Consider the following 20816-nt stretch of genomic DNA (forward strand, 5'->3'; position numbering starts at 1 on the left):
TAACTCACGACTTTGCCTTTCTCTTGGATTAATTCCGGAGTTAACTCACGACTTTGCCTTTCTCTTGGATTAACTCTGGCGTTAACTCACGACTTGGGCCATCTCTTGGATTAACTTCGGAATTAACTCACGACTTGGGGCGACTCTTGGATTAACTTCGGCGTTAACTCACGACTTGGCCTTTCTCTTGGATTAATTCCGGAGTTAACTCACGACTTTGGGCTTCTCTTGGATTAACTTCGGCGTTAACTCACGACTTGGCCTTTCTCTTGGATTAACTCTGGCGTTAACTCACGACTTCACACATCTCGTCGCTTAATTCAAAAGTTAATCTACGACTTTACGAATAATTTCACTAACCTAACAAAATTGCCTCCTCACATATACAAAAAAACGCAAAAGACCAGGATGCTTTTTCCTGGTCTTTTGCGTTTCAATTATGTTTTTATGCTTGAATGAGATTATTTACGTAATCTTTAAAAGTATCTACATTACCTTCTTCGATATCAATCATTGCGACTTTCCCTTGTGGAAATTCTATAAATAATACGCCTTGATCCTCTATCGTTACACCTTTAATATCTTGGTAACTAAATACTCTCTTATATGGTTCGCCATTCATATCTACACTCATGATGACGCGTTCACTTGTTGTAATATATGCGCCTTTGAATTGTGTTTGTTCGCCTACTTTATAAATGATTGTTCCTAATACACTTGGACCAATTTTTTCAGTAGGATATAATTCGTTCTCATCTATTTCGTTTAATTTCATGATTATACCTCCATTCGTTACTTACCTTTATTGTACGAAAAAATCTAATCATGAAACAAATATTATGTTTCTAATGCTCTACGATGCTACGTCTTTATAAACTTTTCTTCTCGATAATATGATTGTTACTACGAAAGCAACTGCAATCGCGATTGCCATACCTATAATATAATTTAACCAACTACCTGTTGCGATTGAAATAAATCCAGGTAATCCTGCTGTACCTAATGCGATTGCTTTAACTTTAGTTGCTGCAATATAACATGCACCCGCACCGGAACCAATTATTGCACCGATAAATGGATAACGTAATTTTAAGTTCACACCAAACATTGCTGGTTCAGTAATACCTAACAAAGCTGAAATACCTGCTGCTGAGGCTGTACCTTTTAGCTTTTTATTTTTCACAATAAAGAATGCTGCTAAAGTTGCTGCACCTTGTGCCACATTGGACATAGCTGCGATTGGGAAAATAAATGATCCACCTGTATTTGCATGATCTGCAATTAATGTTGTTTCTATTGCGATGAAACTATGATGCATACCAGTTATAACGATTGGTGCATAAATTAAACCAAAGATTAATCCACCAATTGCACCACCTGATTCATATAACCATGTTAATCCGTCTGATAAGAAATAACCTGCTGTACGTGTAATTGGTCCTACTGCTGCAAAAGTAATAAAAGCTGTAAAGAATAATGATAATAATGGTGTTAATAAATTATCCAAAGTTGAAGGAATAAATTTTCTAAATGCTTGTTCTAATTTTGCTAATATATATGCTGCCACTAGGATTGGAAGCACTTGTCCTTGGTAACCTACCATTTTGATAGATAAACCAAATATCTCCCATGTCGGAATTTTATCACCATTGACTAATGCTTTTGGATAATCATATCCATTCATCAATTCTGGATGTACAAGTATCATCCCTAACGCTGCCCCTAAAAATGCATTTCCACCAAATCGTTTCGCTGCACTAAAACCAATTAACACTGGTAAAAATACAAATGGCGCGTTCGCAAAGATATTAATCATATGTGCTAAGCTAGCAAATTGCTTATGTACATCTATCAGTGAGGAATGATCATAAAATAGACCTTCCGCAGTTAATAAATTATTAATCCCCATTAATAATCCGCCTGCTACGATTGCAGGAATAATTGGAACAAAAATATCAGATAGCATCTTCACAAATTTTTGAATTGGATTTAACTTTTTCGAAGATTGTTCTTTCACTTCTGATTTCGTTGAAGCTTCAAGTCCCGTTATACTTTCCATTTCAGCGAATACTTTATTGACTGTGCCTGAGCCAATAATAATTTGATATTGCCCGCCTGTTGAGAACGTTCCTTTAACGACGTCCATATCATTTAAAGCGTCTTCGTTGACTTGACCTTCATCCTTTAATACAAGTCTTAAACGTGTGGCACAATGCGCAATTGCTTCAATATTATCTTTCCCACCAATTGCTTCCGTGATATTCCGTGCTTCCTTCTTATAATCCATTTTATTCACTCCTTCACCTCTTTTTTGGTACCGGTACCAAAAAGGTCTAAAAAAATACTTTGTATTTACAACTTGATTGTAATCGGTTCCAAAAAATTTGTCAATGCCTTAAATAAGCCAGAAAATGTAATTTTTAAAACATTACATTTTCTGGCTTCAGTTATTATTATTCATTTAAATGGATATAACTCGCTCTAATTTTATTACCATTTCCATCAAAGGATTCTACGTATCCGTCTTCACTCACTTTGTAAGATCCTAATAATTTTCCTTTATTATCTGTATAAGTAAGACTAAATACATTCCCATTCTTCTTCAATGGTTTCCACTTCATAAATGATTTATCTACTTTATCAATACCCTCAAATGATTCTACAACATTGTATACATTATCATTTGTAATCACAGTATTATGTTCATCACTTGATTGCGTAAATTCAAAGTTGTCTGGATATTGCATCAAATACGTAATCTCATCATCATCTTTACTTCCATTTGTATAGACGACGATTTGGTAACCATTATTCGGCGTTTTATTATAAACAACAAATGAGCGACCATACCCTGTTCTTAAATCTCGGTCTGGTTCACCATGTACATCTACAAATTCACGATACGTTTCTTTCTTGTTTGGCACAATACCATATTGCTGTATTGGACGCTCGTCACTTAAATAGTACATCACCAAAAGATTGCCATATACATGGCCTTCTCTACCTAAAAAGTTCCTTATCTCATCTGCACTGCCAAATTTAGACTCAACCTTTTCTTTATCCATTGCTTTCATCAAACCTTTATAACCTCTCACATGATTTTCATTCATATAATGTGTCGAAAAGTCTTGTGACAATATGTCTATTTTCGGTGCAGAAGCTGTTTTTTTATTTTTATTTTGATTAGTTTCACTACTTTTATTTTCTTTTTTACTTTTTGGTGGATCACCAATCGTGATACTACATCCTGATAAAAATATAATCGTCATTAAAAAAAGTAACACTTTAAATTTCATCGTATTATTTTCCTCCTACACTACTGAAAAGTGATTATTAGCAATTTATATTCATACTAATTATTCACTATTTCCAAATAAATATCCATAAAAATTTGAAAACAAATGTTAACTTATTTATAATAAGCACTAACGAATCGAAAGGGGTAATTTTACTATGACAGAACGTATATACGGCAACACACCTTGTTTTTTAGGTTCCAAAAACTTATCTAAAGAAAGTAACTATTCAACAGATGTACTTGTATACGGTGTTCCTTTCGAAGGTCCTTGTACTTGGGGAGATTACACAGGATGTGAATTAGGACCGAAACAAATCAGATTATCATCAGCAAGATATAGTGGCTATTTACCAGAACTCGACCACATTGATGTACATGAACATTTAACGATTGGTGACGTCGGTGATGTAACGACCGTGCCTCACGATGTTACACAAACAGTAAATAATATCGAACAGTTTGCTGAAAATTTATGGAAATCTAATAAATTTTTAGTTGGCCTTGGTGGTGACCACGGCATTACCTATCCTATTTTAAAAGGATTAACAAACACAGGTAAAAAAGTAGGCATCATACATTTAGATGCGCATTATGATAATATGCCAAACTATGAGAATGAACAATTTGCTAGAAACACACCTTTCATGCGTTTATATGAAACAGATGGTATTCGTAATGAAAGTTTAATTCATACAGGTATTCATGGACCACGAAACCAACCTGAATCAGGCAAATTCGCGCAGGAAAATGGCGCAGTAACGATTACAATCAATGATATTAGAGAAACATCAGATTTAAGAGCTTTTGCGAAAGATATTTATGCGCAAGCGAGTAAAGATGTCGATGTTGTATATCTTACTATTTGTAGTGACGTGTTAGATTTTGCGTTTAATCCAGGCGGACCTGTTGATGGTAACGGTTTAACTAGTTACGAGTTATTAACGATGATTTATGAATTTGGAAAACTCGGTCTTATCGGGATGGATTTTGTAGAAGTTTATCCAATGCAAGATGCGAATCAGAATTCTGCTCACTTTGTATCAACAGCAGTACTTTATGTATTGGCTGGTCATATTCATTATTTAAATAAAGTATAATGACACATTAACAAAGGGATGGTTAATTATGGCTGAAAAGCGTGAACGAAGTAATTTTAGTATTTTTGGACCTGGAATGATCATTACAGCTTCATTTGTTGGACCTGGTACTGTAACAACGATGACACAAGGGGGCGCTGGATTCGGTTATAGTTTACTATGGGCAGTCATCTTCTCCATCATCGCAACGATTGCGCTTCAAGAAATGGTTGCACGACTTGCACTTGTTACGAACGAAGGCCTTGGGGAAGCCATTAGAGATATATTTAACCACACTTTCTTAAAAATATTAACAGTATGGTTTAGTATGATTGCAGTTGCGATTGGTTGTGCTGCATACATATCTGGAGATTTACTCGGTACATCACTTGGTGCGGCATACTTATTAGATTTACCTGAGCATTTGATTGCACCTGTTGTTGGTGTGATTATTTTGCTAATAGGATTAAAAGGAAGTTACGACTTGATAGAAAAAGTCATGACTGTACTCGTGCTCATTATGGGTGTCATCTTTGTTACAACCGTTATCGTCATTCAACCTGATTTCGGAGCTGTACTTAAAGGTGCATTTGTCCCTAGCATTCCGGATGGATCATTAATTACAATCATTGCATTAATTGGAACGACTGTTGTTCCGTATAACTTTTTCATTCATGCGAGTTCTATACATGAAAGATTTAACGGCATCAAAGATTTAAAAATTGTTAGACTGGATACGGTCATTGCGATAGGACTTGGTGGTGTTATTTCAGCAGCAATACTTGTTACAGCTGGTACGCTAATTCATGGCAAAGAAGTAACGAGTTTAGTCCAATTATCAGAACCGCTTAAACCGATACTTGGCGACTTTGCACCACTCTTTATGAGCATCGGATTATTCTCGGCCGGTTTATCCTCGGCCATCGCATCTCCAATGGGCGCTGCGGCAACAATGAGCAGTTGTCTTCGTTGGGAAGGCGGTGTAAAAAGCAAAAAATATCGTCTCGTATTTGCGATTGTCATTGTAATCGGAATTATTACTTCTTCTTTAGGATTTGAACCTTTAGAAGTATTGCTTATCGCACAAGCACTAAACGGTATTATTTTGCCGATTATTGCAATATTTATCTTCGTCATATTAAATAAGAAAAATATGATGGGTAAATTCGCAAATGGAATCATTTTAAATATCATCGGTCTTTTCGTTGTTGTTGTCGTATCGTTCTTAGGCGTATACAGTCTCATAGATGCGATACAAAGCTTTATGGGTGCGTAAATCGCTCATATGAATTTTAAAATATAACTATGGTAAAATGATGTTTAAGGAGTGATACGAAATGACACAATTAACAATCTATTTAGCAGGTCAAATACATGATAACTGGAGAGAAGACCTTTCTAACAAAGCACAAGCTTTAGACTTACCATTAAATTTTGTAGGTCCACAAACAAATCATGATCGTTCTGATAATGTTGGAGAATCCATATTAGGAGAACAACCTAATAATTATTACAAAGACAATGCCGCTTCTGATATCAACAACTTACGTACACAAGTATTAATGAACAAATCAGATATCGTCATTGCATTATTTGGCGAAAAATATAAACAATGGAATACAGCAATGGATGCTTCTACAGCTATTGCATTAAACAAACCATTGATTATCGTGCGCCCTACAGATTTAATACATCCATTGAAAGAACTATCGAATAAAGCAAGCGTTACAGTAGAAACAATTGACCAAGCATTATCAGTCATTCAATATATTTATGAATAAAAAACAAGGCTGAGACGTATGTCTCAGCCTTTGTCATGTATATATAGTGTTAATTATGTCGTTAGATTTTCTAACAGGATTGTTTTCCGAAACTATCTCGTTAGAATATCATTTTTTCATATTTTATAGCTCATTTACCATTTGACGAGGGCTATTTACCCGCTAACGAGATTGTTTTCACTTTCTATCTCGTTAGATTTTCTAACAGGATTGTTTTCTAAAACTATCTCGTTAGCGCTTTATTTTTTCATTTTTTATGGTTAATTTAGGCTTTTATATGGGCTATTTACCCGCTAACGAGATTGTTTTCACTTTCTATCTCGTTAGATTTTCTAACAGGATTGTTTTCCAGAACTATCTCGTTAGCACGTTGTTTTCTCAATTTTTGTAGTAAATACAGGCTTTTGATGTGTACATTTCAACGCTAACGAGATTGTTTTCACTTTCTATCTCGTTAGATTTTCTAACAGGATTGTTTCCTAAAACTATCTCGTTAGCACGTTGTTTTCTCACTTTTGTAGTAAATACAGGCTTTTGATGTGTACATTTCTTCGCTAACGAGATTGTTTTCACTTTCTATCTCGTTAGCCATACCCAATGTTGCATGTCAGCCTCCACTTGCAATGTTCGACGCCTCAATGTTGCTTGTCGACCTTCACTTGCAATGTTCCACGTCTCAATGTTGCTTGTCACCCCTCACTTGCAATGTTCAACGCTCCAATGTTGCTTGTCGACCTCCACTTGCAATGTTCAGTATTTTTTATCGCTGACTCTTGCGGGAACAGCATACGCAAAAATGCCAAATCATCTAAAACTTCTTTATATATAGTGTTAATTATTAATCTTCTTTAAATGCATCTGTTTTTTACTCTTGAAATACATTTTTGATAATAAATCAGCTATTAGCAATCCTAATGCGATTGAACTTGAAATGAGTGCGACTTCAATCATCGTAATGATCGCTTCATGATAATCGTTGAGCACTAGGTTTTTTATCGATTCATAAGCAGGTCCTCCGGGTACAAGTGGAATAATTCCTGGAATAATGAATAATATAACTGGCGATAGGAATCTCTTACTCATCAAATGACTCATCACGCCGATAAAGAACCCTCCTATAAATGAAGATTCTATATCTGATCCATTCCACATTAAACTCAACTTAAAAGCGCCCCAACCGATTGCCCCTACAATACCGGCTGGCACAAGTAAATATCTAGGTGAATTAAATAACACACCAAACAAACTCGATGCTCCAAAACTAAATAATAAATTTAATATACTCGTGATTACCATAACTCACCTCTTAAGAGAAAATTAATAATGTAACGCCTACTCCGACACCTATTGCTATAGATGTAAAGGTCGCTTCCAATCCTTTAGAAATCCCTACTAATAATTGCCCGAGAAATAAATCTTGTATCGCATTGGTGATTAACACACCTGGTACAATCGGCATGACTGCTGATATAATCGCGATATTCAATGTATTTCCACCTGTTATCATTTGACTAATGACTGAGATCGTTGCTATAACACATGCTGCTACGATTTCTGCTATAAATTTCACACTTGTCCAAGCATGTAATATTTCCACAATACAATATCCAAGCGCCCCTGCGATAAATGTCGCAACAATGTCTTCTTTAACACCTGAAAATAAATATAGAAAGAATATTGAAATCAACCCAGCAGCAATTGCTTTGATGAATAATGGATATGGCATTGGTGAAGTATGTATTTCTTTTATTCTTTTAAGCGCATCTTCAGCAGAGATTTGATTTTTCTCTATCATTCGAGACACGTGATTTAATTGATGAATATCACCTAAATGTGTATCTCTCTTCTTCACTCTATAAACTCTTATATTATCATCTATATCTAAGGAAAAATTAATTATCGTTGAACTGACGTAACATTGATTATTTGGATACCCTAAATGCTTAGCAATTCGATGCATTGTATCTTCAACACGAAATGCTTCGGAACCAGCTTCTAGAAGAACACGCCCTGCATTCATCACAATTTCCTGTACTAATTCTTTTGAAATAGGTTGTTGATTCATTCTATATTCACCTCTTTTAATGGTCACGTCATAAGGATATCAAATATCAAATAACAATTTAACTATTATTTTTAAATAAGCTAAAAGTTTACCACAATCTAAAGTCATATCAAACCTAATTGGGTACGATAATTTTTTGCTATTTTATGAACGTTTATTATAGCACTTGACTTTACCCTAGTTTCATAATAGGCTTAATTTTGACGTAAGGAGGATGAATATATGGGTTTACCACCAATCAACAAACAATTAAGTTTCTTATTATATGTTGCGTCAAAAGAATTAATTAAAAAATACACACCGATATTGAAGAAATATAACTTAACTTACACAGGTTATATCGTTCTTGTAGCTATAGATAAAAACGAAGTAATCAATATTAAAACTTTAGGTGACAGACTGTATTTAGATTCAGGAACATTAACACCATTATTGAAAAAATTAGAAGAAAAAGGGTTTATCAACCGAGAGAGAGCCGTTAACGACGAAAGAAATTTACGCGTTACGCTCACAGATTCAGGAATAGACACACAAGTTCAACTTTCAGCAGAAATTGCGAAAGTATTTAAAGAGTTAGATATGAACTTTGATGATTCCCAAGAATTATGTAACACCTTAGAAGCATTCATTCAAACGAATTTAAAAGAAGAAATCAATTAATAAAAAACCACCACTGATACGCAACCTACAGTAACACTTAAGGTCAACGTCGCAATGGTGGTTTTTTATTATCTATTATAAGTGTGGTATGGACACGTTATGATATGATCATCAATCATACCGATACTTTGCATAAATGAATATACAATCTTAGGGCCAACAAAATTAAAACCTAGCTTCTTTAAATCTTTACTTAATTTAATAGAAAGTTCTGTTTCTGCTGGCATTTCACTTTCCGCCTTCCATTCATTGATAATAGGTTTATTATCAACATAAGACCAGAAAAATTCTGCCAGGCTACCATGCTCTTGTTGAACACGTTGCGCAACAATTGCATTATTACGTACAGATTTGATCTTTCCACGATGTTTAATCACATTATAAGTGACTCTAATTTCTTCAAGATTTTCATCAGTCAATTGTGCACATTGCTCAATATCAAATTGTCTGAAGGCTTGTTGATAAGCATCACGCTTCTGAATAACAGTCTCCCAAGACAACCCTGCTTGCGCACCCTCTAAAGACAACATTTCAAATATATGCTGATCATCTTTACTAATTCTGCTCCATTCATTTTCATGATACAATTTCATCAAATCACTAGTTGGCCATGAACATTCACTCATTATAGTCACACTCATTTCTTTATTATATATTTATAAAGCGATACCTTGTATTTACCCTCATTCATATATCTTCATTCAAGGTTGAAACAAAAGACCACCTCAAAGTCGATTGACGTCGAGGTGGCTTTTAAAAATATTGTCGGCATTGCTTACCAAGCAAATAGACCAACAAATGCTGCTGTTAATAGTGATACTAACACACCTGATAAAAGCATCATCGGCACATATTTAGATACAAAGTTTGATACGTCTTCTTTAACGATACCTTTCAGTGTACCTATAATCATACCTATTGTAGAGAAGTTCGCAAATGATACTAAGAAAGTACTAATTACGGCTGCTCTATGTGTTGAATACTCACTAATTTCTTTACTAATTGTGCTCATTACAACAAATTCATTTGTTACAATTTTAAGCGCCATTTGTTGCGCAACAACCCATGCTTCTGAAACTGGCATACCAAGTAATAAAGCAAATGGGAACATAAAGATACCAAGTATATACTCTAATCTTATGTTTGGTAAATATGGAATTGGATCCATAATACCTAGTAACTTATTAAACAAGTCTGCAATAGCTACAAATGCGATAACAAACGCAATGATAATAAGCACTAACTTACCTGCATTGATTACTGAATCTCCTAAGAATGAGAAGAACGGTTGTCTTTCCCCTTCGTCTATCTCTGCGACAACGTCTTCTTCTGGATCTAAATCAAATGGATTTAAGATTGTTGTTACTATGATTGCATTAATGATATTTAATGGAATAGCTGTTAATACATATTCACCCGGTATCATCGTAACGTAAGCACCAACAATCGCACCTGATACAGAACTCATTGACATCATTGCCAATGTTAATACTCTGACTTTATTCATAGAAGTTAATTGTTTAGATGATACTGCTAAAGCTTCTGTATTACCTAAGAACATCATTTCAATTGAGAAGAATGATTCAAATTTCGGTTGTCTTGTAACCTTTGAAATAATCCATCCTAAGAATGAAATGAATTTTGGTAAAATCCCTAAATACATTAGTATATCGAATACTGGTACAACTAGTAATATTGGAAGTAATGCAGAAACTGCCATATCCATTTTTCCCGGTCCTGGTGCTGTAAAGCTACCAAACGCAAATCCAATTCCCGAAAATGCAGATTCAATCAGCCACGACACACCATCAGCCGCGCTCTTTACAAATCTTGCCCCAAAAGAATATTGCGTAAAGAACCATGCTAACACTAAATTGATTACAATTAGTATTAATACTGATTTCCAATCAACATTCTTTTTATCCCTAGAAAATAGAAAAGCGACACCAATGAATACCAACAAACCAATAATATTGATAATGAGAAACATTGTTATTGTCCACCTTTATTATTTATTAAAAAGCAACATAATTATACCACGCATATTAAAAGTATGTTACTACATTTTTAAAATCGAATTTACAATTTCTATATATAAAAACTAAAAAAGCGTGCCCTTGAATTCTCATATGTTTCATCAGATTTCAAAGGCACACTCAGTTCATTTTTAATTTTATTGATCCGATTGTTCGAATTGGTTTATCGATTGATCACATGTCATACTTACAGATAAATATACAATATATCCAGAAATGAGTACCATGATTAATGTATAAACAATGAGTACATAAATATTAGAAACAATGACCGCATTAAACAGTACTAACATGATTAACATTAAAGCATCTATGATACTTAATGAAATGATACATCCGCGCTCCATTTTACCCCTTCTTTACTCTATAATATGACCAAAATCATCGTGTTCCTTCTTGCGCAATGAGATTAATCTTACTATATACAAGTTATGAATTCAATACGTTTTTACAAAAATTTTCCCTCACCATTGTAAGCTAATTATTAAAACACATAAATATGTGTGTGATATAGTTTATTCGTACGATATTTTTATATTAGGGGGCAAAATTTATCATGGAAAATCACAATTTAATTGATGGACAAATATTACCAGAAGTTGGTTTTGGCACATACAAATTAAACGGAACTTCAGGTGTACATGCCATCGTTAATGCATTAAATAATGGCTATAGAATTTTAGATACTGCATATAACTATGAAAACGAAGGAACGGTTGGTAAAGCCATTCAAGCGAGCCATGTCGATCGCGATCAAATCATTGTAACTTCTAAATTACCAGGACGTTACCATAGCTATGATCAAGCCATCACAGCCATCCAAGAATCCATATATCGCCTAGGTGTTGATTATATTGATCTATATTTAATCCACTGGCCGAATCCTAAACAAGGTAAATATGTCGAAGCTTGGAAAGCACTGATTGACGCTCAAAAATTAGGGCTCGTGAAATCTATAGGTGTGTGTAACTTTTTAGAAGAACATATCGACACATTAGAAAAAGAAACAGGCGTCCTACCAGCTGTAAACCAAATTGAATTGCACCCTTACTTTAACCAAAAAGATACATTTGATTACCACAATGAAAAAGGTATTATAATAGAAGCTTGGAGTCCACTTGGTCGTGCTTCTGAAGTAATCAATGACGATAATATTAGAAAAATCGCAGAAAAATATAATAAAACAATTCCACAAATCATATTGAAATGGCATGTTCAAAACGGCGTAGTTCCAATTCCTAAGTCTACATCCATTTCAAGACAATTACAGAATCTTGATCTCTTTGATTTCATTTTAGAAAAAGAAGATTTAGAAGCAATTGATGCTTTATCTCATAAAGATGGTCGTCTAAAAGGTCAAGACCCTGCTGTATACGAAGAATTTTAAAATAGGAGTGATTCACATGGCTAAATTAGGTAAATCAAATATAGAAGTCAATCCAATCGGTTTAGGTACAAACGCTGTAGGTGGACATAACCTATATCCAAACCTAGATGAAGAACAAGGTAAAGATGTTGTACGCGCAGCAATCGAAAATGGCGTTACATTATTAGATACTGCATTTATTTACGGTCCTGAACGATCAGAAGAACTCGTTGGACAAGTTATCAAAGAATATAATCGATCAGATGTTGTTATCGCTACTAAAGGCGCACATTATTTTGATGGTGATGAAACGAAACTTTCAAATGATCCACAATTTCTTAAAGAACAAGTCGAACAAAGTCTTGAAAGATTACAAACGGACTATATCGATTTATATTATATTCATTTTCCAGATGAAGAAACACCTAAAGATGAAGCCGTGGCTGCATTACAAGAATTAAAAGCTGCCGGTAAAATCAAAGCAATCGGTGTATCCAACTTCACATTAGAACAGCTGAAAGAAGCTAATAAAAATGGTGCAGTTGATGTCATACAACACGAATACAATTTATTAAATCGTGAGAACGAACATATTCTAGAATACACAGCTGCAAATGACATTACATTTATACCGTACTTCCCATTAGCTGCTGGACTACTCGCTGGAAAATATAACGAAGATACAACATTCAATGATCTACGTACTAAAAATCCAGATTTTCAAGGCGAGCAATTCAAAGCAAACCTTAAAAAAGTCGACAAATTGAGAGACATCGCGAAAGAACATAATGTTGATGTTGCACATGTCGTTCTTGCTTATTATTTAACAAAACCATCATTAGATGTCATCATTCCCGGTGCGAAAAGAAAAGAACAAGTTATAGATAACTTAAGAACATTAGACGTAGAACTAACAGAAACTAATATTCAACAAATCGAAACACTCTTCCCTATTTCTAAATAGAGCATAGGAAGCATTTCGTTCCTTTTGAGACTGTATCAAAAACATGACTGCATGTTTTTAGGTACAGTCTTTTTTTGATGTGTTTTTTTATTGGGTGTGGTGTTGGTATGGTGTTGGATGTTTATGAGTGCGGGTGCAGAGTTGAGGTCGTAGATTAACTCCCTCATTAAGCGACGAGTTTGGCTAAGTCGTAGATTAATTCCCTCATTAAGCGACGAGTTTGATCAAGTCGTAGATTAACTCTGGACCGTCTACACTTAATTGGACAACTTCTATAAAGAGAAGTATTGTTAAAATTAAGAAAGTAGGTGGTCCAAAGAATTGGCCCATGTCGTGAGTTAACTCTTTAATTAATCCAAGACTCTCCCATAACATGAGTTAGCCCCACTCTCCAGCCAACATCCACACATACCTTACTTCTTTTCGCCCTAAATATTCATAACTTCTTTTAATTGATATTGATTATCAATTACAAATGTAGGATAATAATAGTTAAGTTTAAATTCAGGAGGTATCATGACTTATGGCAATGACTGACGTTACGATTATTGGTGGGGGACCAGCCGGGTTATTCGCAAGTTTCTATTCTGGCGTACGAGGGATGCGCGCAAGAATTATTGATGTTCAACCTAAACTCGGGGGCAAGATGCAAATTTATCCTGAAAAAATCATATGGGATATTGGTGGACTCGCACCGAAACCGTGTTATGAAATCATCGAAGACTTGATTCAACAAGGTACCCACTTTGACCCTGAAATCTGTTTAGAAGAAAAGGTCATTGATATCCAAAAAGTAAAAGAACAACATTTTATCGTCTATACAGAAAGTGGCAATGAATATCATTCTAAAGCTGTTATTATTGCTGTCGGTAGCGGCATTATCAAACCACTCACTTTAGATATTGAAGGTGCCGAACGTTTCGAATTAACGAACTTAAATTATGTTGTTCAATCGATGCAAAAATATAAAGACAAACATATACTCATTTCTGGTGCTGGAAATTCTGCTCTAGACTGGGCAAGAGACTTATCTGAATATGCTAAACAAGTGACACTTTGTTATAGAAAAGATGAAATCTCTGGCCATGAATATATGAGTGACTTATTAGATCAACTTAATATTATTAAAAAACCAAGCATGACAATTAAACAACTGAACAGTCATCCTAATGAACCGATTATTACAGAAGTTGTCCTAGAGAACGTGACTACTCACGAACAAGAAATTATTCCTGTGGATGAAGTCATCATTAGTCACGGATTTGATCAAGATGCCGACCTACTACATCAATCACAAACAAAAGTAAAACTCGTAGATGAATTCTTCATTGAAGGTATAGGCAATTGTCAAACTTCTGTTCCTGGTATTTTCGGTGCTGGGGATATTCTGAAACACGATGCTAAAATACATCTCATTGCCGCATGTTTCACCGATGCAGCACATGCAGCTAATTTAGCTAAAAGCTATATCACACCTGACGCACAAGAAGAAGGTCTTGTTTCTAGTCATAATGATTTATTTAAAGAAAAAAATAAATCTGTAATCAAAAAATACATGTCCTAACTTTAACCTATTCGACTAAATTTCTGAGCTACTCAGGAATTTAGTCTTTATATTTATACTCGAAATTATCTAAATGGAACTTAATCTCATCCTCAGATAAATTTCTTTCTTTATCAACTTCATTGAAAAAATTTCCTCGTGCAAAGTGTTCCTGATCACTTTGAAACATGTTTCTATATTTTTTCGGTGTGACACCATAATACCCTTTAAATGCGTTAATATATGTTGATACATTGTAGAAACCGTGCTTTTCAGATATATCAATGACCTTAGCGCGCGTATGAACCAAGTCATAAATACTATTTAATAATCTAATATCCGTTAAATAATCTTTAAAATTCATCCCGACTTTTTCTTTAAATAACTTTGAAAAATATGATTCCGAATAATGATATTTATCTGTAAAAGTGTGCATCGTTATTCTTTCATTGTAGTGTTGATAAATATAAGACTTCACTTCTTCAACTACAGGATTTACATCTCTAACTGGATCATCACATTCCTCACCGTTTAACTTCACCTGTTCACTATAAATTTCTAAAATAGTTATCATACATTTAAGTATTTTTAAATTTCTATTTTCCTCTTTAGATAAATATAATGAACAAAGCTTAACCAACTCTTCCCTTATCTCACTCATGTCAATTTGATTTTTTAGATTAGATTCACATAATAAATCTGGCAACAGTTCTCCTATTAAATTTTCAAACAAATGAATTTGAACAACGACATTATCCTCAAGAACATCGAGTTTATAACATTCATTATGCTTAACAACAAACGCATCACCTTCATTAAACAATGAACTTACACCTTTAATTGTAACCATCGCATTCCCCGTTAAGACTACAAAAAAGGATATCCCTACATGATTCCTATACTTCGTTTCTGAATACTTTAAGTATTTGATTTCGCATATATTTTTCACAACAAATCTCCTATTGTAAAAGTATTTAAATTTAACGATAATATTATAATTCGAAAACTTTAAATAGTAAATATAAATATTTAAAATTATTAAAAATAACATTTTTGACACTTTTAGTAACAAAAGAAAAAAAGGGGGCGGGACAGTCATCTACTGCCAAGATAATAAAAGAGACTGAGACATTACATTATGTCCCAATCTCAATCACTCGTATGCTTATGATTTCACTACTTCTTGACCACGCTTGTTCCACGTTAATATAAAGCTTAACATAGCTAACACACTAACTATCGTTAATAATAAGAATCCTGAATCCCAGCCGAGCTTATCAACAATGAGACCCATAATGACATTTGCCATAACAGCCCCTCCAAGATAGCCGAATAAACCAGTCAATCCTGCTGCAGTCCCCGCTGCTTTTTTAGGAACATAATCTAACGCTTGCAATCCAATGAGCATGACTGGACCATATATTAAGAATCCAATCGCTACTAACGAAATATTATCTACTAATGGATTGCCCGGAGGATTTAACCAATAAACAACGACCGCAATCGTTACACCAAGCATAAATATAAATCCTGCTGGCCCTCTTCGACCTTTAAAGAGTTTATCTGAAATATACCCACATAATAATGTTCCAGGAATACCAGCCCATTCATATAAGAAATACGCCCAACCAGATGCACTTAAGTCGAATCCTTTTTCTTCACTTAAATACGTAGGTGCCCAATCCAACACACCATATCGAACAAAATATACAAATATATTTGCGATAGCAATCATCCATACCCATTTATTATTCAGAACATATTTAAATAAAATTTCTTTCGTCGTAAGTTCCGTTTCTAACGTCTCATGTGTTTTATTTGGATAATCATTACGGTAATCTTCAATTGGTGGTAATCCCATTGATTGTGGTGTATCTCTTACAAGTATATAAGAAATAAGTGCAATGATTAATGCTATCAATGCTGGATATATAAATGCCCCTTCAAATCCTTTTAAATAGCCAAATGAAAGTGTACCAGTAAGCGAAATACCTATTAATGCAATTGGAGCCATTAATCCACCACCTACATTATGTGCTACATTCCAAATCGCCGTTTTTCCACCACGTTCACTCACACTATACCAATGTACCAGTACTCTACCAGATGGTGGCCACCCCATACCTTGAAACCAACCATTTAGGAAAAGCATGACAAACATAATAAATACACTTGAAGTTAATACAGGAATAAAACCCATTAACAAATTTACAATTGCAGTCAATACAAGACCTAAAGTAATAAACACCCTTGCATTACTCCGGTCACTGATCGTCCCCATTACAAATTTACTAAAACCATATGCTATCGAAATTGCTGATAAAGCAAATCCTAATTCTGTTTTACTAAAACCTTCATCAATCAATGCCGGCATTGCTAATGAAAAATTTTTACGTAATAAATAATATCCTGCGTATCCTAAAAATATACCGAGAAAAACTTGAAACCTTAACTTCTTGTAAGTTTGATCAACTTGTTCTTTAGGTAAAGGTTCAATATGCTTTGCTGGTTTTAAAAAATTAGCCATCGTCCTCTCCTCCTCATCCCTTTGTTAATTTTGCGTAAATAATATTAAGAAATTGTAAAAACGTGTATAATTACATCATTTCATTCACACCCTTTAAAGTCAATGAAATCTAGCAAATTAATTAAGCTCTCAACAAACTAGATTTGAAATTAATGTGATAAAGGACTATACTGTTTCTGATAAGGAGGGATCTCAAGATGCTACTTAACGTGTCATGTTCTCTACAATTATTCATAACTACCACTCTAAATAATTAAAGAAGGGATTTTTTATGAATAATTTTATACAACCATATCAATTCGTCAGCATTAAGGCACATTCTGAACAATTACTTAATGTATATAAATCAGTAAATGATTTTAAAACAATCGAAACTTTTCAAGCAATCACTTATGACCATATATCACAACTTTTCAATGAAAAGCATTCTGAAATAGAAGATTTCACAAACATTATCATGCACCAAAAAATCAAACGCGCCCAAGTAGAAAAATTAATTCTCGGGTTACGTTCATATGTTGAACCTTTTAATCAACCATCTAGTAAACAACTAGAGAAGATTTTTAAGAAGACTAAAAAATTAAAACAGCCAGATTGGGAAAATATAGATTTAAAAACAACATCCTATGTAGGCTGGAATGATTCAGGTAAGCAGAAGAAATTTATCATTGCGTATGAACAAGATAAATTAGTTGGCGTTGTTGGTGAATTATCTCCAACTATTAAACCAGGGATATGCAGTGTTTGTAAGAAAGAATCCAACGTTTCTATGTTCCTATCGACAACGAAATCAAAAGGTGACGGAACATATACAAAGAATGGCAATTACATTTGTCATGACAGTAAACATTGTAATCAACAGCTCGATCAATTAGACGGATTATATGAATTTATACAATCAGTAAAAATGAAATAACAGAGAAATAAAGATAGCGGATGGAAAATGATTATTTTCCATCCGCTATTTCTATATATTGAGCCGGTATTTTGTTTTTCGGCTCAGTTTTTTTCAGTACTGAGCCGAAAACCACCTCATCATACTTCTCTACGCTCTTTTCCTATATCCACCCTTTTTCGGATGCTATTTTCCATGCGTCAAATCGATTATCCGCTTCTAATTTATCTATAATCAATGATGTGTAATTCCTAATCGTTCCATCTGATAAAAATAATACTTTAGAAATCTCCTTGCTAGATAATCCTTTACCAATTTCTTTTAACACGAGTTGTTCTTTAGGGTTTAATGGATTTTTCTGTTTAAATATTGATGTCATCAAGGATTCACTATATTCTTTCTTACCTACCATTACATTTTCAATCGTAATGACAAGTTCATCTATCGATCGTTCTTTTAACACATAGGCATCGACATCATTCGCTACTGCGCTTTCGAAATATCCTGGTCTTCTAAAGGTTGTAACAATAATGACTTTTGTGTTCAATCCTAATGTTTTAATTTCTTTCAACACTTCCAAACCAGTCATTTTCGGCATTTCAACATCTAAAATTGCGACGTCTGGCTGTTTATCGACAATGGCTTTCAGGGCTACCTCGCCGTTTGGAACATCGCTTAATATTTCTAATTCTTCATTCATTTCCATTAACTGAACCATTGCTTTTCTTAACATTTCTTGGTCTTCAGCTATCACAATTGATGTCATAATGTTTCATCTCCTCTAGGCAATGTCACTGTCATTTTCAATCCTTTATTTAATAGATGCACGTCGAATTGTCCATTCAAAGCATGCACTCGTTTTTTTATACTTTGAAAATCATCATTCCCGACTTTCTTCATGCCTTTTCCATCATCTTCAACAATCATTGACAAACCATTTTCATCCTCAATGAGTTCACCAATTACTTTTGTTGCGCCGGCATGTTTAATGACATTATTGATTGCTTCTCTCAATATCATCGCTAATGCTGATTGTTTAGTTGGACTGAGCGATTGCGCGCGATCTGCATTTTTAAATTCAAATAATAAATTCGCATTATCTAAAAGCGTATGCATCGACATAATTTCTTCTTCAAAAGATTGTATTTTCAAGTTATCCACAATGGATCTGACTTTCATCAAAGCCTCTTTCGACAATTCATTAACAGAAGCTATCTCTTCTTTCGCTTTATCGACATCTTTGTCTATTAATTTCATCGCAAGTTCAGATTTCACACTTAAACTCGCAAATACATGTCCTAAAGTATCATGCAAATCTTGACCGATTCGATTTCGTTCTTGTTCAGCTATGAGCGTATTAATGTGTTCATTTTGATTTCTAATTTCATCTTGTAGCTTTTTCGATTCTAAAAGTTTAAAATTGCCTAACATTACTAATATAATGACCACACTCATTGGAGCCATAAAAAGTAAGTAATCTCTGTGATTCATGGCTATAATAAATATCGTTATAGCAAATGCAATGATGTACATAAAGACTTCAATAGATTTCTTTTTCACTTGAAATACATATGGAATAATATATGCTGCGTAAAAGAAAAACATTAAATGTGATGCATTAAAAAGTTCTACAAAATAAAGTATGCCTATAAAATGAATCCCTAATAGCATTCTTCTTAACATTAATTTATTTGATAGGTCTTCATAAATCATGATTAAATAGCTGGCAGTAAATAGAACGGTAATCAATATACCACTCCACAATGGGCCTCTATGACCCAACACCGTCAAACTTAGTATAGGAAAAATTAAATATATTAAATTCGATGTTCCTATAGGTGCAGCTTTTATTTTTTCTAAAAGGGACATTAAATCACTTCCGTCTTTTTTCGTATAATTAACGCGATACTTATAAACAATATACAGTATACCATTAGAATGAGTAATGATTGAACATGCATACCTCCACTCGTTGTTAGCGAAAGAGACAGTTCTCTTAAATTATACGTAGGTGTTAAATATGATATTTCTTTTAACCAATCGGGAAACTGGTCTGTCGGAAACCAAAGTCCGCCCACAACCGCAAGCCCTAAATATAATATATTGGCTATCGCACTTGCCTTCTGAATGTCTTTCATTTGTGCGATTAAAACGCCTATGGATAAAAACATACTGGACCCTAACCACAATAATAATCCTGAACCGATCCATTCACCTGCAGACATTTCAACACCTTTATAAAGCCATCCTGTTAAAAACAAAGCAATGATTGAAATACTAAACATACACATGAGTTTTAACACTTTTCCTGCATAATAATATTTGGGAGTCAAAGGCGTTTTAAACAGATTTTTTGCCCAACCAATTTTGTTATCCTCAATCATTTCTAATGGGAATGTCATAATACAAAAGCTACTTAAACTGAAAGTCGCCATACTGTACATATATGCTTTATAAAATTGTGTTTCGTATGCTTTTGGTAAATCTAACATCGCTGTAAAGATGATATAAAATACAAGTGGCAGCATAATTGATAATGTTAAATACGATTTTTTCCTAGAAACTAATAGCAATTCAAATTTAAAATAGGCCCATAACATATCTC

At 34.0% G+C, this 20816-nt stretch carries 22 protein-coding genes; 8 read left to right on the forward strand and 14 right to left on the reverse strand.

Going from position 1 to position 20816, the window contains the following annotated elements:
• Nucleotides 1–445: 445 nt before the first annotated feature.
• The 3 genes from P3U32_RS10710 to P3U32_RS10720 form a co-directional block, all read right to left on the reverse strand.
• Nucleotides 446–775 carry a hypothetical protein gene (locus P3U32_RS10710; RefSeq protein ID WP_323703129.1) on the reverse strand — a complete coding sequence of 110 codons (330 nt, stop codon included), beginning with the start codon at nucleotides 773–775 and terminating at the stop codon, nucleotides 446–448.
• A gap of 78 nt (nucleotides 776–853) precedes the next feature.
• Complete coding sequence (locus tag P3U32_RS10715; RefSeq protein ID WP_323703130.1) at nucleotides 854–2287, reverse strand: sucrose-specific PTS transporter subunit IIBC; 1434 nt, start codon at nucleotides 2285–2287, stop codon at nucleotides 854–856.
• A 166-nt stretch (nucleotides 2288–2453) separates the two neighbouring features.
• Entirely contained in the window at nucleotides 2454–3296 is an 843-nt protein-coding gene (locus P3U32_RS10720; protein WP_323703131.1) for a hypothetical protein, read from the reverse strand.
• A gap of 157 nt (nucleotides 3297–3453) precedes the next feature.
• On the opposite strand from P3U32_RS10720, the gene P3U32_RS10725 reads away from it, so the two are divergent.
• The 3 genes from P3U32_RS10725 (at nucleotide 3454) to P3U32_RS10735 (ending at nucleotide 6155) form a co-directional block, all read left to right on the forward strand.
• Complete coding sequence (locus tag P3U32_RS10725) at nucleotides 3454–4395, forward strand: agmatinase family protein (protein WP_323703132.1); 942 nt, start codon at nucleotides 3454–3456, stop codon at nucleotides 4393–4395.
• 28 nt (nucleotides 4396–4423) lie between these two features.
• Nucleotides 4424–5650: an Nramp family divalent metal transporter gene (locus tag P3U32_RS10730; protein WP_323703133.1), complete on the forward strand. Its 1227-nt coding sequence runs from the start codon at nucleotides 4424–4426 to the stop codon at nucleotides 5648–5650.
• A 61-nt stretch (nucleotides 5651–5711) separates the two neighbouring features.
• Nucleotides 5712–6155 carry a YtoQ family protein gene (locus tag P3U32_RS10735; RefSeq protein ID WP_323703134.1) on the forward strand — a complete coding sequence of 148 codons (444 nt, stop codon included), beginning with the start codon at nucleotides 5712–5714 and terminating at the stop codon, nucleotides 6153–6155.
• An 831-nt stretch (nucleotides 6156–6986) separates the two neighbouring features.
• Here P3U32_RS10735 and P3U32_RS10740 read toward each other — a convergent pair.
• Together P3U32_RS10740 and P3U32_RS10745 are read right to left on the reverse strand one after the other, a co-directional pair.
• Complete coding sequence (locus P3U32_RS10740) at nucleotides 6987–7451, reverse strand: threonine/serine exporter family protein (protein WP_323703135.1); 465 nt, start codon at nucleotides 7449–7451, stop codon at nucleotides 6987–6989.
• A 10-nt stretch (nucleotides 7452–7461) separates the two neighbouring features.
• A complete protein-coding gene (locus P3U32_RS10745) occupies nucleotides 7462–8220 on the reverse strand; it encodes a threonine/serine exporter family protein (protein ID WP_323703136.1) in 759 nt (252 codons plus the stop codon).
• A gap of 222 nt (nucleotides 8221–8442) precedes the next feature.
• Between P3U32_RS10745 and P3U32_RS10750 the strand changes: the two genes are divergently transcribed.
• A complete protein-coding gene (locus tag P3U32_RS10750; RefSeq protein WP_323703137.1) occupies nucleotides 8443–8880 on the forward strand; it encodes a MarR family winged helix-turn-helix transcriptional regulator in 438 nt (145 codons plus the stop codon).
• Nucleotides 8881–8948: 68 nt separating this feature from the next.
• Here the strand turns inward: P3U32_RS10750 and P3U32_RS10755 are convergent, their stop codons facing one another.
• The 3 genes from P3U32_RS10755 to P3U32_RS10765 all read right to left on the reverse strand — a co-directional run bounded on the left by P3U32_RS10755 (nucleotide 8949) and on the right by P3U32_RS10765 (nucleotide 11263).
• The gene (locus P3U32_RS10755) at nucleotides 8949–9506 is read right to left on the reverse strand and encodes a DNA-3-methyladenine glycosylase I (RefSeq protein WP_323703138.1); all 558 of its coding nucleotides are present in this window, start codon (nucleotides 9504–9506) and stop codon (nucleotides 8949–8951) included.
• 149 nt (nucleotides 9507–9655) lie between these two features.
• A complete protein-coding gene (locus P3U32_RS10760; protein WP_323703139.1) occupies nucleotides 9656–10870 on the reverse strand; it encodes a NupC/NupG family nucleoside CNT transporter in 1215 nt (404 codons plus the stop codon).
• Nucleotides 10871–11053: 183 nt separating this feature from the next.
• Complete coding sequence (locus tag P3U32_RS10765; RefSeq protein ID WP_323703140.1) at nucleotides 11054–11263, reverse strand: hypothetical protein; 210 nt, start codon at nucleotides 11261–11263, stop codon at nucleotides 11054–11056.
• Nucleotides 11264–11472: 209 nt separating this feature from the next.
• Here P3U32_RS10765 and P3U32_RS10770 point away from each other — a divergent pair, with 209 nt between their 5' ends.
• Entirely contained in the window at nucleotides 11473–12303 is an 831-nt protein-coding gene (locus tag P3U32_RS10770) for an aldo/keto reductase (protein ID WP_323703141.1), read from the forward strand.
• Nucleotides 12304–12319: 16 nt separating this feature from the next.
• Nucleotides 12320–13246: an aldo/keto reductase gene (locus P3U32_RS10775; protein ID WP_323703142.1), complete on the forward strand. Its 927-nt coding sequence runs from the start codon at nucleotides 12320–12322 to the stop codon at nucleotides 13244–13246.
• A gap of 207 nt (nucleotides 13247–13453) precedes the next feature.
• Here P3U32_RS10775 and P3U32_RS10780 read toward each other — a convergent pair whose 3' ends face one another.
• Nucleotides 13454–13621, reverse strand: coding sequence for a hypothetical protein (locus P3U32_RS10780; RefSeq protein WP_323703143.1), 168 nt, complete (start codon nucleotides 13619–13621; stop codon nucleotides 13454–13456).
• Nucleotides 13622–13775: 154 nt separating this feature from the next.
• On the opposite strand from P3U32_RS10780, the gene P3U32_RS10785 reads away from it, so the two are divergent.
• The gene (locus P3U32_RS10785) at nucleotides 13776–14810 is read left to right on the forward strand and encodes an NAD(P)/FAD-dependent oxidoreductase (protein ID WP_323704879.1); all 1035 of its coding nucleotides are present in this window, start codon (nucleotides 13776–13778) and stop codon (nucleotides 14808–14810) included.
• 40 nt (nucleotides 14811–14850) lie between these two features.
• On the opposite strand, the gene P3U32_RS10790 is transcribed toward P3U32_RS10785, so the two are convergent.
• The gene (locus P3U32_RS10790) at nucleotides 14851–15738 is read right to left on the reverse strand and encodes a helix-turn-helix transcriptional regulator (protein WP_323703144.1); all 888 of its coding nucleotides are present in this window, start codon (nucleotides 15736–15738) and stop codon (nucleotides 14851–14853) included.
• 216 nt (nucleotides 15739–15954) lie between these two features.
• The gene (gene glpT, locus P3U32_RS10795) at nucleotides 15955–17316 is read right to left on the reverse strand and encodes a glycerol-3-phosphate transporter (RefSeq protein WP_323703145.1); all 1362 of its coding nucleotides are present in this window, start codon (nucleotides 17314–17316) and stop codon (nucleotides 15955–15957) included.
• Nucleotides 17317–17587: 271 nt separating this feature from the next.
• Between glpT and P3U32_RS10800 the strand changes: the two genes are divergently transcribed.
• Complete coding sequence (locus P3U32_RS10800; RefSeq protein WP_323703146.1) at nucleotides 17588–18232, forward strand: FusB/FusC family EF-G-binding protein; 645 nt, start codon at nucleotides 17588–17590, stop codon at nucleotides 18230–18232.
• Nucleotides 18233–18374: 142 nt separating this feature from the next.
• Here P3U32_RS10800 and P3U32_RS10805 read toward each other — a convergent pair whose 3' ends face one another.
• The 3 genes from P3U32_RS10805 to P3U32_RS10815 all read right to left on the reverse strand — a co-directional run bounded on the left by P3U32_RS10805 (nucleotide 18375) and on the right by P3U32_RS10815 (nucleotide 20811).
• Complete coding sequence (locus P3U32_RS10805) at nucleotides 18375–18977, reverse strand: response regulator transcription factor (protein WP_323703147.1); 603 nt, start codon at nucleotides 18975–18977, stop codon at nucleotides 18375–18377.
• Nucleotides 18974–19960, reverse strand: a complete 987-nt coding sequence (locus P3U32_RS10810) for a sensor histidine kinase (protein WP_323703148.1) — start codon at nucleotides 19958–19960, stop codon at nucleotides 18974–18976. Before P3U32_RS10810 ends, P3U32_RS10805 begins: the two co-directional genes overlap by 4 nt.
• 119 nt (nucleotides 19961–20079) lie before the next feature.
• The gene (locus tag P3U32_RS10815; protein WP_323703149.1) at nucleotides 20080–20811 is read right to left on the reverse strand and encodes an ABC transporter permease; all 732 of its coding nucleotides are present in this window, start codon (nucleotides 20809–20811) and stop codon (nucleotides 20080–20082) included.
• Nucleotides 20812–20816: the final 5 nt, after the last annotated feature.

The organism is Mammaliicoccus sp. Dog046 (assembly GCF_034039665.1).
In the GTDB taxonomy this organism is placed as follows: Bacteria; Bacillota; Bacilli; order Staphylococcales; family Staphylococcaceae; genus Mammaliicoccus.

Coding starts and splice junctions, on each gene's coding strand:
- P3U32_RS10730 (WP_323703133.1), top strand. CDS start 4,424: ATGGCTGAAAAGCGTGAACGAAGTAATTTTAGTATTTTTGGACCTGGA.
- P3U32_RS10710 (WP_323703129.1), bottom strand. CDS start 775: ATGAAATTAAACGAAATAGATGAGAACGAATTATATCCTACTGAAAAA.
- P3U32_RS10760 (WP_323703139.1), bottom strand. CDS start 10,870: ATGTTTCTCATTATCAATATTATTGGTTTGTTGGTATTCATTGGTGTC.
- P3U32_RS10775 (WP_323703142.1), top strand. CDS start 12,320: ATGGCTAAATTAGGTAAATCAAATATAGAAGTCAATCCAATCGGTTTA.
- P3U32_RS10765 (WP_323703140.1), bottom strand. CDS start 11,263: ATGGAGCGCGGATGTATCATTTCATTAAGTATCATAGATGCTTTAATG.
- glpT (WP_323703145.1), bottom strand. CDS start 17,316: ATGGCTAATTTTTTAAAACCAGCAAAGCATATTGAACCTTTACCTAAA.
- P3U32_RS10715 (WP_323703130.1), bottom strand. CDS start 2,287: ATGGATTATAAGAAGGAAGCACGGAATATCACGGAAGCAATTGGTGGG.
- P3U32_RS10800 (WP_323703146.1), top strand. CDS start 17,588: ATGAATAATTTTATACAACCATATCAATTCGTCAGCATTAAGGCACAT.
- P3U32_RS10755 (WP_323703138.1), bottom strand. CDS start 9,506: ATGAGTGAATGTTCATGGCCAACTAGTGATTTGATGAAATTGTATCAT.
- P3U32_RS10750 (WP_323703137.1), top strand. CDS start 8,443: ATGGGTTTACCACCAATCAACAAACAATTAAGTTTCTTATTATATGTT.
- P3U32_RS10770 (WP_323703141.1), top strand. CDS start 11,473: ATGGAAAATCACAATTTAATTGATGGACAAATATTACCAGAAGTTGGT.
- P3U32_RS10815 (WP_323703149.1), bottom strand. CDS start 20,811: ATGTTATGGGCCTATTTTAAATTTGAATTGCTATTAGTTTCTAGGAAA.
- P3U32_RS10785 (WP_323704879.1), top strand. CDS start 13,776: ATGACTGACGTTACGATTATTGGTGGGGGACCAGCCGGGTTATTCGCA.
- P3U32_RS10720 (WP_323703131.1), bottom strand. CDS start 3,296: ATGAAATTTAAAGTGTTACTTTTTTTAATGACGATTATATTTTTATCA.
- P3U32_RS10745 (WP_323703136.1), bottom strand. CDS start 8,220: ATGAATCAACAACCTATTTCAAAAGAATTAGTACAGGAAATTGTGATG.
- P3U32_RS10740 (WP_323703135.1), bottom strand. CDS start 7,451: ATGGTAATCACGAGTATATTAAATTTATTATTTAGTTTTGGAGCATCG.
- P3U32_RS10780 (WP_323703143.1), bottom strand. CDS start 13,621: ATGTTATGGGAGAGTCTTGGATTAATTAAAGAGTTAACTCACGACATG.
- P3U32_RS10725 (WP_323703132.1), top strand. CDS start 3,454: ATGACAGAACGTATATACGGCAACACACCTTGTTTTTTAGGTTCCAAA.
- P3U32_RS10735 (WP_323703134.1), top strand. CDS start 5,712: ATGACACAATTAACAATCTATTTAGCAGGTCAAATACATGATAACTGG.
- P3U32_RS10805 (WP_323703147.1), bottom strand. CDS start 18,977: ATGACATCAATTGTGATAGCTGAAGACCAAGAAATGTTAAGAAAAGCA.